Raw genomic sequence first — 13858 nt, 5'->3', positions numbered from 1 at the left:
ATATTTAAGTATTTTACTTTTCTAAAAGTAATAAAAGGACTATAATAATAGTGAAAACGCTTGCAACAGAAAATAGTTTGTATATATTTGTTAGCGTTTTCTATTGCATTCCAAATTTAAGGGTGTATACTAGGCAATGAAGGTTTACTAAACAAGTGAAATTACAGGGGGTTTACTTACTATGGTAGCCGAAAAGGGAACTCAAACAAAAACACAACAACAAAGGGAACAACATTTTGAACTATTGAATTCAACACAAATTGTTATTAGTGAAGCGTTAGAAAAATTGGGTTATCCAAACGAAGTATATGAATTATTAAAAGAACCAATTCGTATGATGACAGTGAAAATACCAGTTCGTATGGATGACGGGACTGTTAAAATATTTACAGGATATCGTGCACAACATAATGATGCTGTTGGTCCAACGAAAGGTGGGATTCGCTTCCATCCGAATGTAACAGAAAATGAAGTGAAAGCACTTTCAATCTGGATGAGTTTAAAATGTGGTATTGTTGATTTACCATATGGTGGAGGTAAGGGTGGAATTATTTGTGATCCACGTGAAATGTCATTCCGTGAGTTAGAAAGATTAAGCCGCGGTTATGTACGAGCAATTAGCCAAATCGTAGGACCGACGAAAGATATTCCAGCTCCAGATGTATTCACAAACTCTCAAATTATGGCATGGATGATGGATGAGTATAGCCGTATTGATGAATTTAATTCACCAGGATTTATTACAGGTAAACCGCTTGTACTAGGTGGATCACATGGACGTGAAACAGCAACAGCGAAAGGTGTAACAATTTGTATTCGCGAAGCTGCGAAAAAACGTGGCATTGATATTAAGGGTGCACGCGTTGTTGTTCAAGGATTCGGTAATGCTGGTAGCTTCTTAGCTAAATTTATGCATGATGCAGGTGCGAAAGTTATTGCAATCTCAGATGCTTACGGCGCGTTACATGATCCAAACGGATTAGATATTGATTATTTATTAGACCGTCGTGATAGCTTCGGTACAGTAACAAAGCTATTTAACAATACAATTTCAAACAAAGAATTGTTAGAACTTGATTGCGATATTTTAGTTCCAGCTGCAATTGAGAACCAAATTACAGAAGAAAATGCTAATGATATTAAAGCGAAAATCGTTGTTGAAGCTGCAAATGGTCCAACAACATTAGAAGCGACTAAAATTTTAACAGATCGCGGAATTTTACTTGTTCCAGACGTGTTAGCAAGTGCTGGTGGTGTAACAGTATCTTACTTTGAGTGGGTACAAAATAACCAAGGTTACTACTGGACTGAAGAAGAAGTAGAACAACGTTTAGAAAAAGTAATGGTAAGATCATTTGATTCTATTTATGAAACAGCACAAGTTCGTAAAGTGAACATGCGCTTAGCGGCGTACATGGTTGGTGTTCGTAAAATGGCTGAAGCAAGCCGCTTCAGAGGTTGGGTATAAAATATTATATCTTGAGAAAACGTGATTTCCTTTCGAGGGAATCACGTTTTTTTGTTGAAGTATTAAATGAGGTGTTGTATATGGAGAATGAAATGTTGGAACGAGTAGAACAATTAGAAGAAAAGGTTAATAGGTTAGAGGGAGAACTCGCAAGAACGATGAAAGCTCGCAAAATAAGTACCGTTCGGATGTTCGGGGAAGGGCTACTGTTTCTGATATTTGGTGTGGTTGTAGTAGGGCCGATTATTGCCGTTGTAATCTCAATTTTTACTTGGCTTGCTGAAAAATAAAATAAAAATAAAAAAAGAACGCTTGTTCTGCACGAACAAACGTGCTATACTCTCCTTAGATAAACAAAACGGAAATGATTTTAAGGAGAGATAAATGATGAAAATGACAGTAGACCAAAGATTTATGATGCCAGCAGATGTTGTAGAGCGAGTGGAAGTATTACGAAACAAACAAAGCAAGCGTGGCACATTATTACAATCGGTAAATAAATTTTTCGGTTTAGATACGAAAGAAGATTGTGTTTGGTTTTACGGTTTTTATGGAGTGGCTGTAAGTATCTTGTTGTTTATGGTGTTCACTTCAAATATTTTCGATTTTCTCTTCGCGTAAGAAATATGCGATAAGGACATTGCTACCGAATACATATATAAGGAAGTAAGGTAATCTTCTAGAGCGGGAGTTGGTAGCAATGGCGATGTTTCCTATAGAGCGCAATTATATTGGATATGGAAGTTCACGACCGGGGATTCCTCTGACTAAAGTGAGATTTATCGTAAGCCATGATACGGGGAATCCTGGAAGCAATGCGATAGGCAATCGAGATTACTTTAATGAATTACAACCGAAAGCTTCGGCGCATACATTTATAGATGATAAAACAATATTGGAGATTATTCCTATAAATGAAGTTGCGTATCATGTTCGATATGGTGTGCCGACGGATAATGACTTATATGGCTATGACGCGAATAAGGCGGCCATTGGAGTGGAACTTTGTTATGGTGGTGATGTTAACTTTTGGGAAGCGTATAATCGTTTTACATGGTATCATGCGTATTTATGCCAAAACTTTGGCTTAAATCCGAAAAAAGATATCGTGTCACATAAAACGCTTGATCCAGCTAGAAAGATTGATCCTGAGAATGTATTAGGGAAACAAGGTATTAAATTTCAGCAGTTTTTAGCAGATGTCTATCGGATGTACGTTTCGTTTAGATGACAAATATATGAAAAATGAATACAATAAAGATAGGTGCCTACTGCTGTAAGTAGGTTTTTTCTTGTTTTTATAAATAGTGCATTGGTAGAAGACTAGGAGTGGACGAGTATGCAGAAAGAAACAGTTATTATAATCGGAGGCGGTCCGTGCGGATTAGCGGCTGCAATTTCGTTGCAAAAGGTAGGGATAAATCCGTTAGTAATTGAAAAAGGAAACATTGTAAATGCCATTTATAATTATCCAACTCATCAAACATTTTTCTCTTCTAGTGAAAAATTAGAAATTGGTGATGTAGCTTTTATTACAGAAAATCGTAAGCCATTTCGAAATCAAGCGCTTGCGTATTATCGTGAAGTAGTAAAACGTAAATCTGTACGTGTAAATGCTTTTGAGCGAGTGGAGAAAGTTCAAAAAGATGGAGAAGTTTTTCAGGTTGAGACGACAAAGCGTGATGGAAGTAAGGAAATGTATATAGGGAAATATATTGTTGTAGCAACTGGATATTATGATAATCCAAATTATATGAATGTTCCAGGTGAGGAATTGAAGAAAGTAGCTCACTATTTTAAAGAGGGGCATCCTTATTTTGATCGAGATGTAGTAGTTATAGGTGGGAAAAACTCGAGTGTAGATGCCGCGTTAGAACTTGTTAAATCTGGTGCACGTGTAACGGTACTGTATCGTGGAAGTGAGTATTCACCAAGCATAAAGCCTTGGATTTTGCCGGAATTTGAGGCGTTAGTACGAAACGGTACAATTCAAATGCATTTTGGAGCTCATGTGAAAGAGATTACTGAGCATACATTAACGTTTACAGTTGATGGTGAAGCTTTTACAATCAAAAACGATTTTGTATTTGCGATGACTGGTTATCATCCTGATCATAGCTTCTTAACGAAGATGGGTGTTCAGATTGATGAAGAAACAGGACGTCCAATTTATACAGAGGATAGAATGGAAACGAATGCTGAAAATATTTTCATTGCAGGTGTCATTGCTGCTGGAAATAATGCAAATGAAATATTTATCGAGAACGGTAGATTTCATGGAGATGCGATTGCGCAAACCATTGCATCAAGAGAAAAATAAAAAGGAGCTGTCGGGAAAATCTCGACAGCTCCTTTTTATTCGTGCATAAACATATTTTGAATGGATTCATGAGAATTTGTATTCTCTAATGCAACAAGTAATTTAATGCGTGCTTTTTGTGCATTTAAGCCGTATGTGAATACAATGCCCATATCTTTTAAGTGTTTACCGCCACCTTCATACGAATATACGTCTTGAACGATACCGTTGAAACAGCGAGAAACTAATACGACAGGAATACCTTTATTTAATAATCTTTCTAGGCTAGGTAGTGTTCTTGGAGGGAGATTACCTTGTCCAAGAGCTTCGATAACAATGCCGTCTACAGGAAGATTTTCGATTGCTGCTAATAATGTATCATCCATGCCAGCATATGCTTTTAGAACAACTACATTTTTAGACACTTTATTTATCGTATATGATTCGCGATGTACTAAAGCGTGATGGAAGACAACGCCGCGTTTTGTTACCATTCCAATTGGTCCGTATTGTGGACTTTGGAATGTTGCGACATTACTTGTATGTGTTTTCGTTACATTTGTAGCGCAATGAATTTCGTCGTTTAATACGACTAAAACACCTTTTTCTGCAGCTTCATCACAACTAGCAACTTTTACAGCTGATAAGAAGTTATATAGACCATCAGCACCTAACTCATTGCTAGAGCGCATTGCACCTGTCACTACGATCGGAATAGTTGCTTGTACTGTTAAATCTAAGAAATAAGCTGTTTCTTCTAATGTATCCGTACCATGCGTAATAACTACGCCATGAATGTTGTCTTGTTTTACTCTTTCATCAATGATGACTTGTAATTGTAACATTTCGCTCGGTGTCATATGAGGAGATGGTAGATGGAACACATCTTCAACGATTAAATCAACATCACCTTCTAAATCAGGAATGAATTTTAAAAGAGGATTTTTTTTACCTGGTTGTACGACCCCAGTTTCTTTATCTTCCTCCATTGCAATTGTTCCACCTGTGTGTAAAACTAGGATTCTTTTCAATGCTTATACCCCTTTCAAGTAAAAAAATACATTTAGAACATAACATGTTTTGAGTAAATTCGACAATGGAAATGTATAAAAGTATGCCTCGAAAATGACAATAAAATTAACTGCTATATGTACGATGTATAAAATTACGAAACGAAATGTGCAAATATAGTATAGGAGGGAGAAATTACGGTGAAAAAGATGGAGAGAATTTTTATTCGTATATTAATAATACAATTCATTTGTCTTTCTGTTGTACAATTGTTATTTATACATAAGTCATCAGTGAAATATTTATCTAAAATTGTTTATTATGAGGGTGTTATGGTAAAAAACAAAGTGGAAATCTTGCAGGTGAATCGGTAGTTTTCATTTTCTTCTATGAAGGATTATGCTACAATAATTGAGGATTTAATGACGCGAAGCAAATGAGAAGAAGCAGGGTGAACACCTGCTTTTCGTTTTGTTTTATAAGTGAAAAAATGAGGTGTTACAATGGATAAACGAATTTCAATTGCTATAGATGGTCCAGCAGCTGCAGGGAAAAGTACAGTGGCAAAAGTTGTTGCGAAGGAACTTTCTTATGTTTATATTGATACAGGCGCAATGTACCGTACGCTTACATATGCAGCCCTTCAACAAAAAGTAGACATTGAAAATGAAGAGCAGTTAATGGAAGTTGTAAAGAATGTAAATATTGAGTTTCAGCAAGGAGAAAATACACAGCTTGTATTTTTAAATGGACAAGATGTTTCTGAAGTAATTCGTACACCTGATGTGACGAATCGAGTATCTATTGTAGCGAAACATCGCCTTGTTCGTGAAGAAATGGTACGTCGTCAGCAAGAGTTAGCGAAAAAAGGCGGCGTTGTAATGGACGGCCGTGATATTGGTACACATGTATTACCGGATGCTGAAGTGAAAATCTTTATGCTTGCTTCTGTTGAAGAAAGAGCGGAAAGAAGGCATTTAGAAAATTTAAATAAAGGTTTCGATTCTAATTTAGAGCAGCTAAAAGAAGAAATTGCTCAGCGTGATAAATTAGATTCAGAACGCGAAGTTTCTCCACTAAAAAAGGCTGATGATGCATTGGAATTAGATACGACTTCTTTATCAATTGAAGAAGTTGTCCAAAAAATTATGAGCATTGTTTCTGGAGTGTTTGCGAAATAAAGAAAGGGGATAATCCTCTTTCTTTTTTTGTTTAAATAGAAATGTAAAGGATACGTGAATTGTGAGTCTCTTTCCTTGACAAATGAGCTGATTTGTAAGAAGTTAGTTAAAGAGGAATAAAACTGTCAGAATATATTCGCTATTATATTTCAAAACATACTTTTTTCAAGCTGGTTTTGCTGTATACTATTTATATAGGTTTAATATATTTTCTTGTGAATGTTATTGAAAAAGAGTATGTGATGAGAAATTCTTAAACATGCAAATGAAAACTTTGTTTTCATTTCGTATATACATAAAAAATGCTTTGTCAATTCTGTAGGGAGGTATTTCCATGGTAGAGAAAATGAATGAAGAAGTTATGGATTCAAAAGAATTACAAGTTGGTGACGTTGTTACAGGTTCTGTAACGAAGGTTGAAGAGAAACAAGTGCTTGTAAATGTTGGATACAAAACAGATGGCGTAATTCCAATTAGTGAATTAGCTAACGTTCATATTGAAAAAGCAAGCGATGTTGTAGAATTAGATCAAACACTAGAGTTGAAAATTATTAAATTAGAAGAAGATGATCTTGTCTTATCTAAACGTGCTGTTGATGCAGAAAAAGCATGGGTAGAACTACAAGAGAAATTTACTTCTGGTCATGTATTTGATGTTACTGTAAAAGATATTGTGAATGGCGGATTAGTTGTGGACCTTGGTGTTCGCGGTTTTATTCCAGCTTCACTTGTAGAAGTACATTATGTAGAAGACTTTACTGACTATAAAGGTAAAACATTAGCGGTGAAAATTGTTGAATTAGACCGTGAAAAAAATCGTGTAATCCTTTCGCATAAAGCGGTAGTAGAATTAGAACTAGATTCTAAGAAAAAAGAAGCAATTTCTTCATTAAAAGAAGGGGACGTTGTTGAAGGAACAGTACAACGATTAACTGACTTTGGCGCATTCGTTAATGTTGGTGGAGTGGACGGTTTAGTTCACATTTCACAAATTTCACACGAACGTGTAGAGCAACCTTCTGAAGTGTTAGAGCAAGGTCAAAAGGTTAAGGTAAAGGTGTTATCTGTTGATGCTGATACACAACGTATTTCTTTATCAATTAAAGCAGCTCAACCAGGACCTTGGGAAAACGTTGCTGGCGAAATAAAAGCTGGAGATATTCGTGAGGGAGTAGTAAAACGCCTTGTTACATTTGGTGCATTCGTTGAGATTTTACCGGGCGTTGAAGGACTTGTACACGTATCTCAAATTGCAAATCGTCACGTGAAAAATCCGAATGAGGTATTGGAAATGGGACAAGAAGTAAAAGTGAAAGTACTTGAAGTTCACGTAGCAGAGAAACGTATTTCTTTAAGTATAAAAGAAGCGCTTGAGGAAAATAATGTAACTGAAGATTATAGTCAGTATGAGCCAAATGCTGATTCTGCTACTTTCCAATTAAGTGATATTATTGGTGAACAACTGAAAAAATTAAAGAAATAATGAGGGGTACAAGTGGTAAGGGCAAAACGTAAATTAGATCATATTGAATACGCTCTTTCTACTGGTCAGTCTCGTACGCATGGCTTTCATGATATTGATTTTGTACATCAAAGCTTGCCAAATTCAAATTATGACACAATAACATGTGAAACAAAAATCGGCGAACTTTCACTAAGTTCGCCGATTTTTATCAATGCGATGACTGGTGGTGGAGGAGAGAAAACGTTACATATTAATGAGCAATTAGCATATGTAGCGAAACATCATAACCTTGCTATGGCTGTAGGTTCGCAAATGGCGGCGTTAAAAGATGAAAGTGAAGCTGCTTCTTATAAGGTGATCAGAAAGGTAAATCCAAATGGTATTTTCTTTGCTAATTTAGGTAGTGAGGCAACTATCGAACAGGCAGAGCGTGCCGTTGATATGATTGAAGCGAATGCATTGCAAATTCATTTAAATGTCATACAAGAGTTAACGATGCCAGAAGGAGACCGTGATTTTACTGGAGTACTTCAGCGCATTGAGAAAATTGTTTTAAATAGTAAAGTTCCTATCATTGTAAAAGAAGTTGGATTTGGGATGAGTAAGGAAACAGTGCAGCAGTTAGCGAACGTAGGTGTAACAGCAATTGATATTGGTGGGCAAGGTGGTACGAATTTTGCTGCTGTTGAAAATGAAAGAAGACAGCGAATGCTTTCTTATTTTAATAACTGGGGCATACAAACAGCAACCTCGATTATTGAAGCAACCTCTACAAATAATAACCTCTCTTTTATTGCATCTGGGGGCATACAAACAGCGCTTGACGTAGCGAAAGCGATCGCATTAGGGGCGAATACAACTGCGTTTGCTGGTTACTTTTTACGTATTTTAATGCAAGATGGTATCGAGAAGTTAGTGGATGAAATTGAGCTCCTACATACAGATTTGAAATTTATAATGACAGCTCTTGGTGCGAAAACGATAGAAGAGTTGCAATCTGTACCTCTTGTTGTAAAGGGTGAAACGTATCATTGGTTAATGCAGCGTGGTATTGATACTGCGCATTATAGTAGGAGATAAAAAATCAACCGTTCGGTTGATTTTTTTTGTTCTATTCTTTTTCGTAATATAAAGTGGAGAAAGGAATTAGTATTATATAAAAATATCATTTCGTAAAAATTGCAATTGAAAAAGGGTTGAAAAATGTAGATGGTGTGTTGTCGAATTACTGGAGAGAACTTAATTTTTAATAGGAATAGGTGAAGATAAAAAGAAGTAATGGGAGGATATAGTGTGCGAAATATTATTTCAATATAAATAGAAAACATTAAACTGATTATGTAAAAGACGGTTTCGTACAATATCGAAACCGTCTTTTTGCATTAATTAGTGCTGGTTTTGTTTTCGAGCCTGTTCTGGTGTATCAAGTCCAGTTGCACCTGGATATTGTAGTGATTGATCACGATCGGATTCAACGCGGCGTGATTCTCGTAGTTTTCGTTCTTGGCGATCTTTACCCATAATGAATAACACCTCCTTGTTAAAAGTGTTGCTGTTATAAGAAAAAACTATGCGTAAATAAAGTGGATTAACTTTCATAAAAAGTTCCCATAATGGAAAACATAGGAGGTGAAGTTGATGGATGGAAGTACTTTTTATTTTGTAGCTTGGATAGGGTGGATCATTGTAACCTTTTTTATGAAAAAGGACCTTATTCGGTGGAAGTTAGGCGCTTGTATACTGATTTTTATAATTTGCTCTCCGTTACATGTAACGATCGCCTCATTCGTGGTATCAGTAAATGCTCTTTTACTTTGTATTATTTCTTTTATAGGGATCACGCTATATTCTGTCTGGAAAAAATTATATAGCTTACTTTCGGCGCTTATTATTGCAATGTTATATACAAGTTTTCATCTGTTAGAAATATATGATCCGATTTGGATTGTGGTGGATAGAGTGTTTCTGCTAAGTAGTGGTCTTGTGTATGCATCGGTGTTATTGCATGGAGATCGCATATTACGATTATGTTCTCTATATGTAGGGATGTTACAAGGAGAGCTGCTAGTGACATTTATTTTTAGGAAATTGAATTTTCCATATGATTACGGTAGTTTAGCGTTTTTTGATATCGTCGCCATTTCTACATTATTCATGGCAATATTGTTTTGGATTGCAAAAGCATCAGTATACATGGAACGGTTTAAGAGAAAAACACGTAAAAGAAAGGCGAGGGTAATACATGACTGAATATACACCAGCCATTTTATGCGGCGTAATAGCGGGGACAGTTACAAGGGTGCTAATGCTTCGGACGGATACACGGCAATATCCGACGAGGCTACATGGGAAAATTATTCATATTGCAATGGGGTTAATTGCAGCTGCTTTAGGAGCGATTGCAATCCCGTCTATTTTGAAAAAAGATTTTTCTGCCATTACATTTCTTACATTAGCAGCGACACAATTTCGTGATGTACGTAATATGGAAAGAAATACGCTTCAACAATTAGATGGGTATGAGCTCGTACCGCGTGGAAATACATACATTGAAGGAATTGCATTGGTTTTTGAAAGTCGCAACTATTTGGCAATGTTAACGTCGTTTGCAACGACGTTTGCGTATATAGGATTCCGTTCATGGATTGCAGGAGTAATTATGGCTATAATCGCATTTTTTATTGCGAAAAAATTAATGTCTGGTAAAAGGCTACATGATCTTGTTGAAATTGAGCACGTTCCGCTTCGTTTTGAAGGAGCAGGGCTTTATATTGACAATATTTACATTATGAATATTGGATTGCCAGCAAGACAAGAAGAAATTATGAAATATGGTATGGGTTTTATTTTAAAGCCGAAATCAATTGATGCGATGGTTACAATCTCAAATTTAGGGCAACGACAAGCTATTTTACACGATGTTTCAGTAGCGTTAGGGATTTATAGAGATTCTGGTACACCAGCGCTTGTACCGTTAGCAAAGCGTGATTTAGAGGATGGCAGGGTTGGGATTTTTGTCCTGCCGCAAGATCAAGATGCAGAGAAAGCGATAGGTGTCATAGGAAATGTACCAACGTTAGAAAGTGCTGTCCATATGTCATCGGAAGCCCCGAAAGGAAGGGGAGATAAGAGATGATGTTAGAAAGTGTTATTCTGGCAGTTATAACAACGACTCCAGAAAAATTTGCAGGTGGTGCTCCTTTATTCGTTTGCGAATCGACAGAGGAACTAGAATTTGTTGCAAATAATTTAGAGGCAATTTTAGATGGTATTGCACATCGCTTACAAGAGAATGTATATATTATTGTGAAACATTAGCAACGTGTGTTATAATGTGAGGTGTTTTGATACGTTGAGAAATATTCTGGAATGCAAATCCCTTCTTGCACAAAGAAGGGTTTTTTACATAATAAACAGAAGCAAGTTGAAAGGATGAAAGTATATGCCGAAACCAGTAATAGCGATAGTAGGTCGCCCGAACGTAGGGAAATCTACTATTTTCAATAGAATTGTTGGAGAAAGAGTTTCAATCGTAGAAGATATTCCAGGTGTAACGCGCGATCGTATTTATAGCGCTGGAGAATGGTTAAATCATGAATTTAACATTATTGATACGGGCGGAATTGATATTGGAGACGAGCCGTTTTTGACACAAATTCGTCAACAAGCTGAAGTAGCAATTGATGAAGCGGATGTTATCATTTTTATGACAAACGGTCGTGACGGTGTAACAGCAGCTGATGAAGAAGTTGCAAAAATTTTATATCGTTCAAATAAACCGGTTGTACTTGCAGTAAATAAAGTGGACAATCCGGAAATGCGCAGTGACATTTATGACTTTTATGCATTAGGATTTGGCGAACCATTCCCAATTTCAGGTACACACGGATTAGGGTTAGGTGACTTACTAGACGAAGCTGCACAACATTTTCCAAAGATTGAAGAAGACGGATATGATGAAGACACAATTCGTTTCTCTTTAATTGGACGTCCAAACGTAGGAAAATCATCACTTGTAAATGCTCTTCTTGGTCAAGAGCGTGTAATTGTTAGTAATGTAGCAGGAACAACTCGTGATGCTGTCGATACACCATATAGTAAAGATGGAAAAGATTATGTAATTATTGATACAGCTGGTATGCGTAAAAAAGGAAAAGTGTATGAAAGTACAGAAAAATATAGTGTACTTCGTGCGCTAAGAGCGATTGAACGTTCTGACGTTGTTTTAGTCGTTTTAGATGGTGAAGAAGGAATTATTGAGCAAGATAAAAAAATCGCTGGATATGCTCATGATTCAGGGCGAGCTGTTGTTATCGTTGTAAATAAATGGGATGCAGTGAAAAAAGACGAAAAAACAATGAAAGCATTTGAAGAAAATATCCGTGCTCATTTCCAATTCTTAGAATACGCACCAATTGTTTTCTTATCTGCAAAAACAAGAAAACGTACACAAACATTAATACCGGTTATCGATGAGGTAAATGAAAGTCATAGTATCCGTATTCAAACGAACGTATTAAACGATGTAATTATGGATGCGGTAGCGATGAATCCGACGCCAACTCATAATGGTAGCCGTCTGAAAATTTTCTATGCAACACAAGTTGCGGTAAAACCACCGACATTTGTTGTGTTTGTAAACGATCCAGAATTATTGCACTTCTCATATGAGCGTTTCTTGAAGAATCGCTTACGTGAATCATTTGGCTTCGTAGGAACGCCGATTCACATTATCGCTAGAGCAAGAGACTAATGGAGAGGATGTGATTTTATGACAAAAATCACAGTAGTAGGAGCAGGTAGCTGGGGAACAGCGTTAGCGATGGTATTAGCTGACAATGGACATGATGTACGTATTTGGGGAAATCGCCCAGAACTTATGGATGAAATTAATACGAAACATGAGAATAGTCGATATCTCCCAGGCATTACATTGCCAAGCACAATCGTAGCCTACTCTTCTTTAGAAGAAGCATTAGTAGATGTAAATACAGTACTGTTAGTAGTACCAACGAAAGCGTACAGAGATGTATTACAAGAGATGAAAGAAATTGTTACTGAACCAATTACTTGGATTCATGCGAGCAAAGGAATTGAACCTGGTACGTCAAAACGTATTTCGGAAGTGATTGAGGAAGAAATTCCAGAGCACTTAATTAAAGATGTTGTTGTACTGTCTGGACCGAGTCATGCTGAAGAAGTCGGTTTACGACAAGCGACAACAGTTACGTCTGCAGCAAAGCGTATGGAAGCGGCTGAGGAAGTACAAGATTTATTTATGAATAGTTATTTCCGTGTATACACAAATCCAGATATCGTTGGAGTTGAACTTGGTGGTGCGTTAAAAAATATTATCGCATTAGCTGCTGGTATAACTGATGGTCTTGGATTAGGTGATAATGCAAAGGCGGCATTGATGACACGTGGTTTAACAGAGATTGCTCGTTTAGGAAGAAAAATGGGCGGGAATCCGTTAACGTTTGCTGGTCTAACTGGTATGGGAGACTTAATTGTAACGTGTACAAGTGTTCATAGCCGAAATTGGCGCGCTGGAAATATGCTTGGAAAAGGACACTCTTTAGAAGAAGTGTTAGAAAGCATGGGTATGGTTGTGGAAGGTGTAAGAACAACGAAAGCTGCTCATGAATTGGCAGAGAAAATGGAAGTTGAAATGCCGATTACAGCTGCTTTATATGACGTGCTGTTCAATGGGAATAACGTAAAAGATGCGGTAGGCTCATTGATGGGACGTGTTCGAAAACATGAAGTGGAAGCTATACCTGATTTACTGTAAAGAAAAGCGACAGAAGTACATTTGTACTTCTGTCGCTTTTTTTATTTTTTGGGTCTTTTCACCATTTTTTCATTTTTGCATAGGATGAAGAGTAACTTGAGGAGAGGGTGAAAAGAATGGATAATAACATTTTTAATAATATTGAGAAGGAAGCGAAAGTAAATAAAGAGGATATTTTTAAATTAGCATCATCCGTGCAAAATGCGAATTTACGTGATGAAACTGTACTTCGTCAATTAATTCATCAAGTGGCTCTTATGGCGGGACGTGAAGTGCCGAAAGAGCAAGAGGATCAAATTGTAAAAGCGATTATTAATAATAATATGCCAACAGATTTTGGCTCGTTAAGCAAAATGTTTAAAAAATAAATTATGAGAAACAAAGAGTTTGTAGATTGCATATGATAGCCATGAAAGAATGGGAATAGAGCTGTTTTTGGGCATATTTGGTCAACCGAAGCGAGAGATACAATCGCTTCGGTTTTATTTTTGTCTAGATTGGTGAGAAATGCTGGAAAACCTATTGATTAAAGTTATATATTCGCAATTTGTAGTAAAATGTTCTTTTTGTATTTGTTTAAAGATTTTAATTTGTTAAAATAGTATAAAAATAGATTAATAAAAAGGGGTGTGTATATGTC

General features: G+C 36.5%; 17 protein-coding genes. 15 read left to right on the top strand and 2 right to left on the bottom strand.

The features are described 5' to 3' along the window. Nucleotides 1-181: 181 nt before the first annotated feature. From gudB to ABWK52_RS19730, 5 genes are all read left to right on the top strand, one after another. Nucleotides 182-1468, top strand: coding sequence for an NAD-specific glutamate dehydrogenase (gene gudB / locus ABWK52_RS19750; protein WP_000225173.1), 1287 nt, complete (start codon nt 182-184; stop codon nt 1466-1468). A gap of 80 nt (nt 1469-1548) precedes the next feature. Beyond that, the gene (locus ABWK52_RS19745) at nt 1549-1758 is read left to right on the top strand and encodes a hypothetical protein (RefSeq protein WP_000426768.1); all 210 of its coding nucleotides are present in this window, start codon (nt 1549-1551) and stop codon (nt 1756-1758) included. A 94-nt stretch (nt 1759-1852) separates the two neighbouring features. Next, nucleotides 1853-2089, top strand: coding sequence for a DUF3961 domain-containing protein (locus ABWK52_RS19740; protein ID WP_001983018.1), 237 nt, complete (start codon nt 1853-1855; stop codon nt 2087-2089). Between the two features lie 79 nt (nt 2090-2168). Next, entirely contained in the window at nt 2169-2699 is a 531-nt protein-coding gene (locus tag ABWK52_RS19735; RefSeq protein WP_001240655.1) for a peptidoglycan recognition protein family protein, read from the top strand. A gap of 108 nt (nt 2700-2807) precedes the next feature. Further along, nucleotides 2808-3788 (top strand): YpdA family putative bacillithiol disulfide reductase, encoded by a 981-nt coding sequence (locus ABWK52_RS19730; RefSeq protein ID WP_001168510.1) that lies wholly within the window; start codon nt 2808-2810, stop codon nt 3786-3788. A gap of 35 nt (nt 3789-3823) precedes the next feature. Here the strand turns inward: ABWK52_RS19730 and ansA are convergent, their stop codons facing one another. Next, the gene (ansA, locus tag ABWK52_RS19725) at nt 3824-4798 is read right to left on the bottom strand and encodes an asparaginase (RefSeq protein WP_000822026.1); all 975 of its coding nucleotides are present in this window, start codon (nt 4796-4798) and stop codon (nt 3824-3826) included. Between the two features lie 180 nt (nt 4799-4978). On the opposite strand from ansA, the gene ABWK52_RS19720 reads away from it, so the two are divergent. The 4 genes from ABWK52_RS19720 (at nt 4979) to ABWK52_RS19705 (ending at nt 8504) form a co-directional block, all read left to right on the top strand. After that, complete coding sequence (locus ABWK52_RS19720) at nt 4979-5152, top strand: YpfB family protein (protein WP_000738057.1); 174 nt, start codon at nt 4979-4981, stop codon at nt 5150-5152. A 129-nt stretch (nt 5153-5281) separates the two neighbouring features. Continuing rightward, nucleotides 5282-5959, top strand: a complete 678-nt coding sequence (gene cmk, locus ABWK52_RS19715) for a (d)CMP kinase (protein ID WP_000361257.1) — start codon at nt 5282-5284, stop codon at nt 5957-5959. Nucleotides 5960-6293: 334 nt separating this feature from the next. Further along, nucleotides 6294-7442 (top strand): 30S ribosomal protein S1, encoded by a 1149-nt coding sequence (rpsA, locus tag ABWK52_RS19710; RefSeq protein WP_000229559.1) that lies wholly within the window; start codon nt 6294-6296, stop codon nt 7440-7442. A 12-nt stretch (nt 7443-7454) separates the two neighbouring features. After that, a complete protein-coding gene (locus ABWK52_RS19705; protein ID WP_000251037.1) occupies nt 7455-8504 on the top strand; it encodes a type 2 isopentenyl-diphosphate Delta-isomerase in 1050 nt (349 codons plus the stop codon). A gap of 306 nt (nt 8505-8810) precedes the next feature. On the opposite strand, the gene ABWK52_RS19700 is transcribed toward ABWK52_RS19705, so the two are convergent. Further along, nucleotides 8811-8945, bottom strand: a complete 135-nt coding sequence (locus ABWK52_RS19700; RefSeq protein WP_000513900.1) for a YpzI family protein — start codon at nt 8943-8945, stop codon at nt 8811-8813. A 117-nt stretch (nt 8946-9062) separates the two neighbouring features. Between ABWK52_RS19700 and ABWK52_RS19695 the strand changes: the two genes are divergently transcribed. The 6 genes from ABWK52_RS19695 to ABWK52_RS19670 all read left to right on the top strand — a co-directional run bounded on the left by ABWK52_RS19695 (nt 9063) and on the right by ABWK52_RS19670 (nt 13586). Next, nucleotides 9063-9674, top strand: coding sequence for a YphA family membrane protein (locus ABWK52_RS19695; RefSeq protein ID WP_000349098.1), 612 nt, complete (start codon nt 9063-9065; stop codon nt 9672-9674). After that, nucleotides 9667-10560 (top strand): YIEGIA family protein, encoded by an 894-nt coding sequence (locus tag ABWK52_RS19690; protein ID WP_000141596.1) that lies wholly within the window; start codon nt 9667-9669, stop codon nt 10558-10560. The genes ABWK52_RS19695 and ABWK52_RS19690 overlap by 8 nt, the downstream gene beginning before the upstream one ends. After that, on the top strand, nt 10557-10742 hold the full coding sequence (locus ABWK52_RS19685; protein WP_000979059.1) for a capping complex subunit for YIEGIA: 186 nt from the start codon (nt 10557-10559) through the stop codon (nt 10740-10742). Before ABWK52_RS19690 ends, ABWK52_RS19685 begins: the two co-directional genes overlap by 4 nt. A 124-nt stretch (nt 10743-10866) precedes the next feature. Next, nucleotides 10867-12177, top strand: coding sequence for a ribosome biogenesis GTPase Der (gene der, locus ABWK52_RS19680; protein WP_001125893.1), 1311 nt, complete (start codon nt 10867-10869; stop codon nt 12175-12177). A gap of 18 nt (nt 12178-12195) precedes the next feature. Beyond that, on the top strand, nt 12196-13218 hold the full coding sequence (locus tag ABWK52_RS19675; RefSeq protein WP_000161763.1) for an NAD(P)H-dependent glycerol-3-phosphate dehydrogenase: 1023 nt from the start codon (nt 12196-12198) through the stop codon (nt 13216-13218). 116 nt (nt 13219-13334) lie between these two features. Continuing rightward, complete coding sequence (locus tag ABWK52_RS19670; protein ID WP_000369754.1) at nt 13335-13586, top strand: stage VI sporulation protein F; 252 nt, start codon at nt 13335-13337, stop codon at nt 13584-13586. Nucleotides 13587-13858: the final 272 nt, after the last annotated feature.

Origin of the sequence: Bacillus sp. AP50 (assembly GCF_040492675.1) — a bacterium.
GTDB classification, from domain to species: Bacteria; Bacillota; Bacilli; order Bacillales; family Bacillaceae_G; genus Bacillus_A; species Bacillus_A cereus.
The sequence above is the reverse complement of the archived record's forward strand: the minus strand, read 5'-3'. Positions and strand labels throughout refer to the sequence as shown.

What these genes read in the sequence shown, in the direction of transcription:
- ABWK52_RS19690 (WP_000141596.1), top strand. Translation starts at nt 9,667, where the DNA reads ATGACTGAATATACACCAGCCATTTTATGCGGCGTAATAGCGGGGACA.
- ABWK52_RS19675 (WP_000161763.1), top strand. Translation starts at nt 12,196, where the DNA reads ATGACAAAAATCACAGTAGTAGGAGCAGGTAGCTGGGGAACAGCGTTA.
- ABWK52_RS19740 (WP_001983018.1), top strand. Translation starts at nt 1,853, where the DNA reads ATGATGAAAATGACAGTAGACCAAAGATTTATGATGCCAGCAGATGTT.
- ABWK52_RS19685 (WP_000979059.1), top strand. Translation starts at nt 10,557, where the DNA reads ATGATGTTAGAAAGTGTTATTCTGGCAGTTATAACAACGACTCCAGAA.
- ABWK52_RS19735 (WP_001240655.1), top strand. Translation starts at nt 2,169, where the DNA reads ATGGCGATGTTTCCTATAGAGCGCAATTATATTGGATATGGAAGTTCA.
- ABWK52_RS19670 (WP_000369754.1), top strand. Translation starts at nt 13,335, where the DNA reads ATGGATAATAACATTTTTAATAATATTGAGAAGGAAGCGAAAGTAAAT.
- der (WP_001125893.1), top strand. Translation starts at nt 10,867, where the DNA reads ATGCCGAAACCAGTAATAGCGATAGTAGGTCGCCCGAACGTAGGGAAA.
- rpsA (WP_000229559.1), top strand. Translation starts at nt 6,294, where the DNA reads ATGGTAGAGAAAATGAATGAAGAAGTTATGGATTCAAAAGAATTACAA.
- ABWK52_RS19695 (WP_000349098.1), top strand. Translation starts at nt 9,063, where the DNA reads ATGGATGGAAGTACTTTTTATTTTGTAGCTTGGATAGGGTGGATCATT.
- ABWK52_RS19700 (WP_000513900.1), bottom strand. Translation starts at nt 8,945, where the DNA reads ATGGGTAAAGATCGCCAAGAACGAAAACTACGAGAATCACGCCGCGTT.
- cmk (WP_000361257.1), top strand. Translation starts at nt 5,282, where the DNA reads ATGGATAAACGAATTTCAATTGCTATAGATGGTCCAGCAGCTGCAGGG.
- ABWK52_RS19730 (WP_001168510.1), top strand. Translation starts at nt 2,808, where the DNA reads ATGCAGAAAGAAACAGTTATTATAATCGGAGGCGGTCCGTGCGGATTA.
- ABWK52_RS19745 (WP_000426768.1), top strand. Translation starts at nt 1,549, where the DNA reads ATGGAGAATGAAATGTTGGAACGAGTAGAACAATTAGAAGAAAAGGTT.
- gudB (WP_000225173.1), top strand. Translation starts at nt 182, where the DNA reads ATGGTAGCCGAAAAGGGAACTCAAACAAAAACACAACAACAAAGGGAA.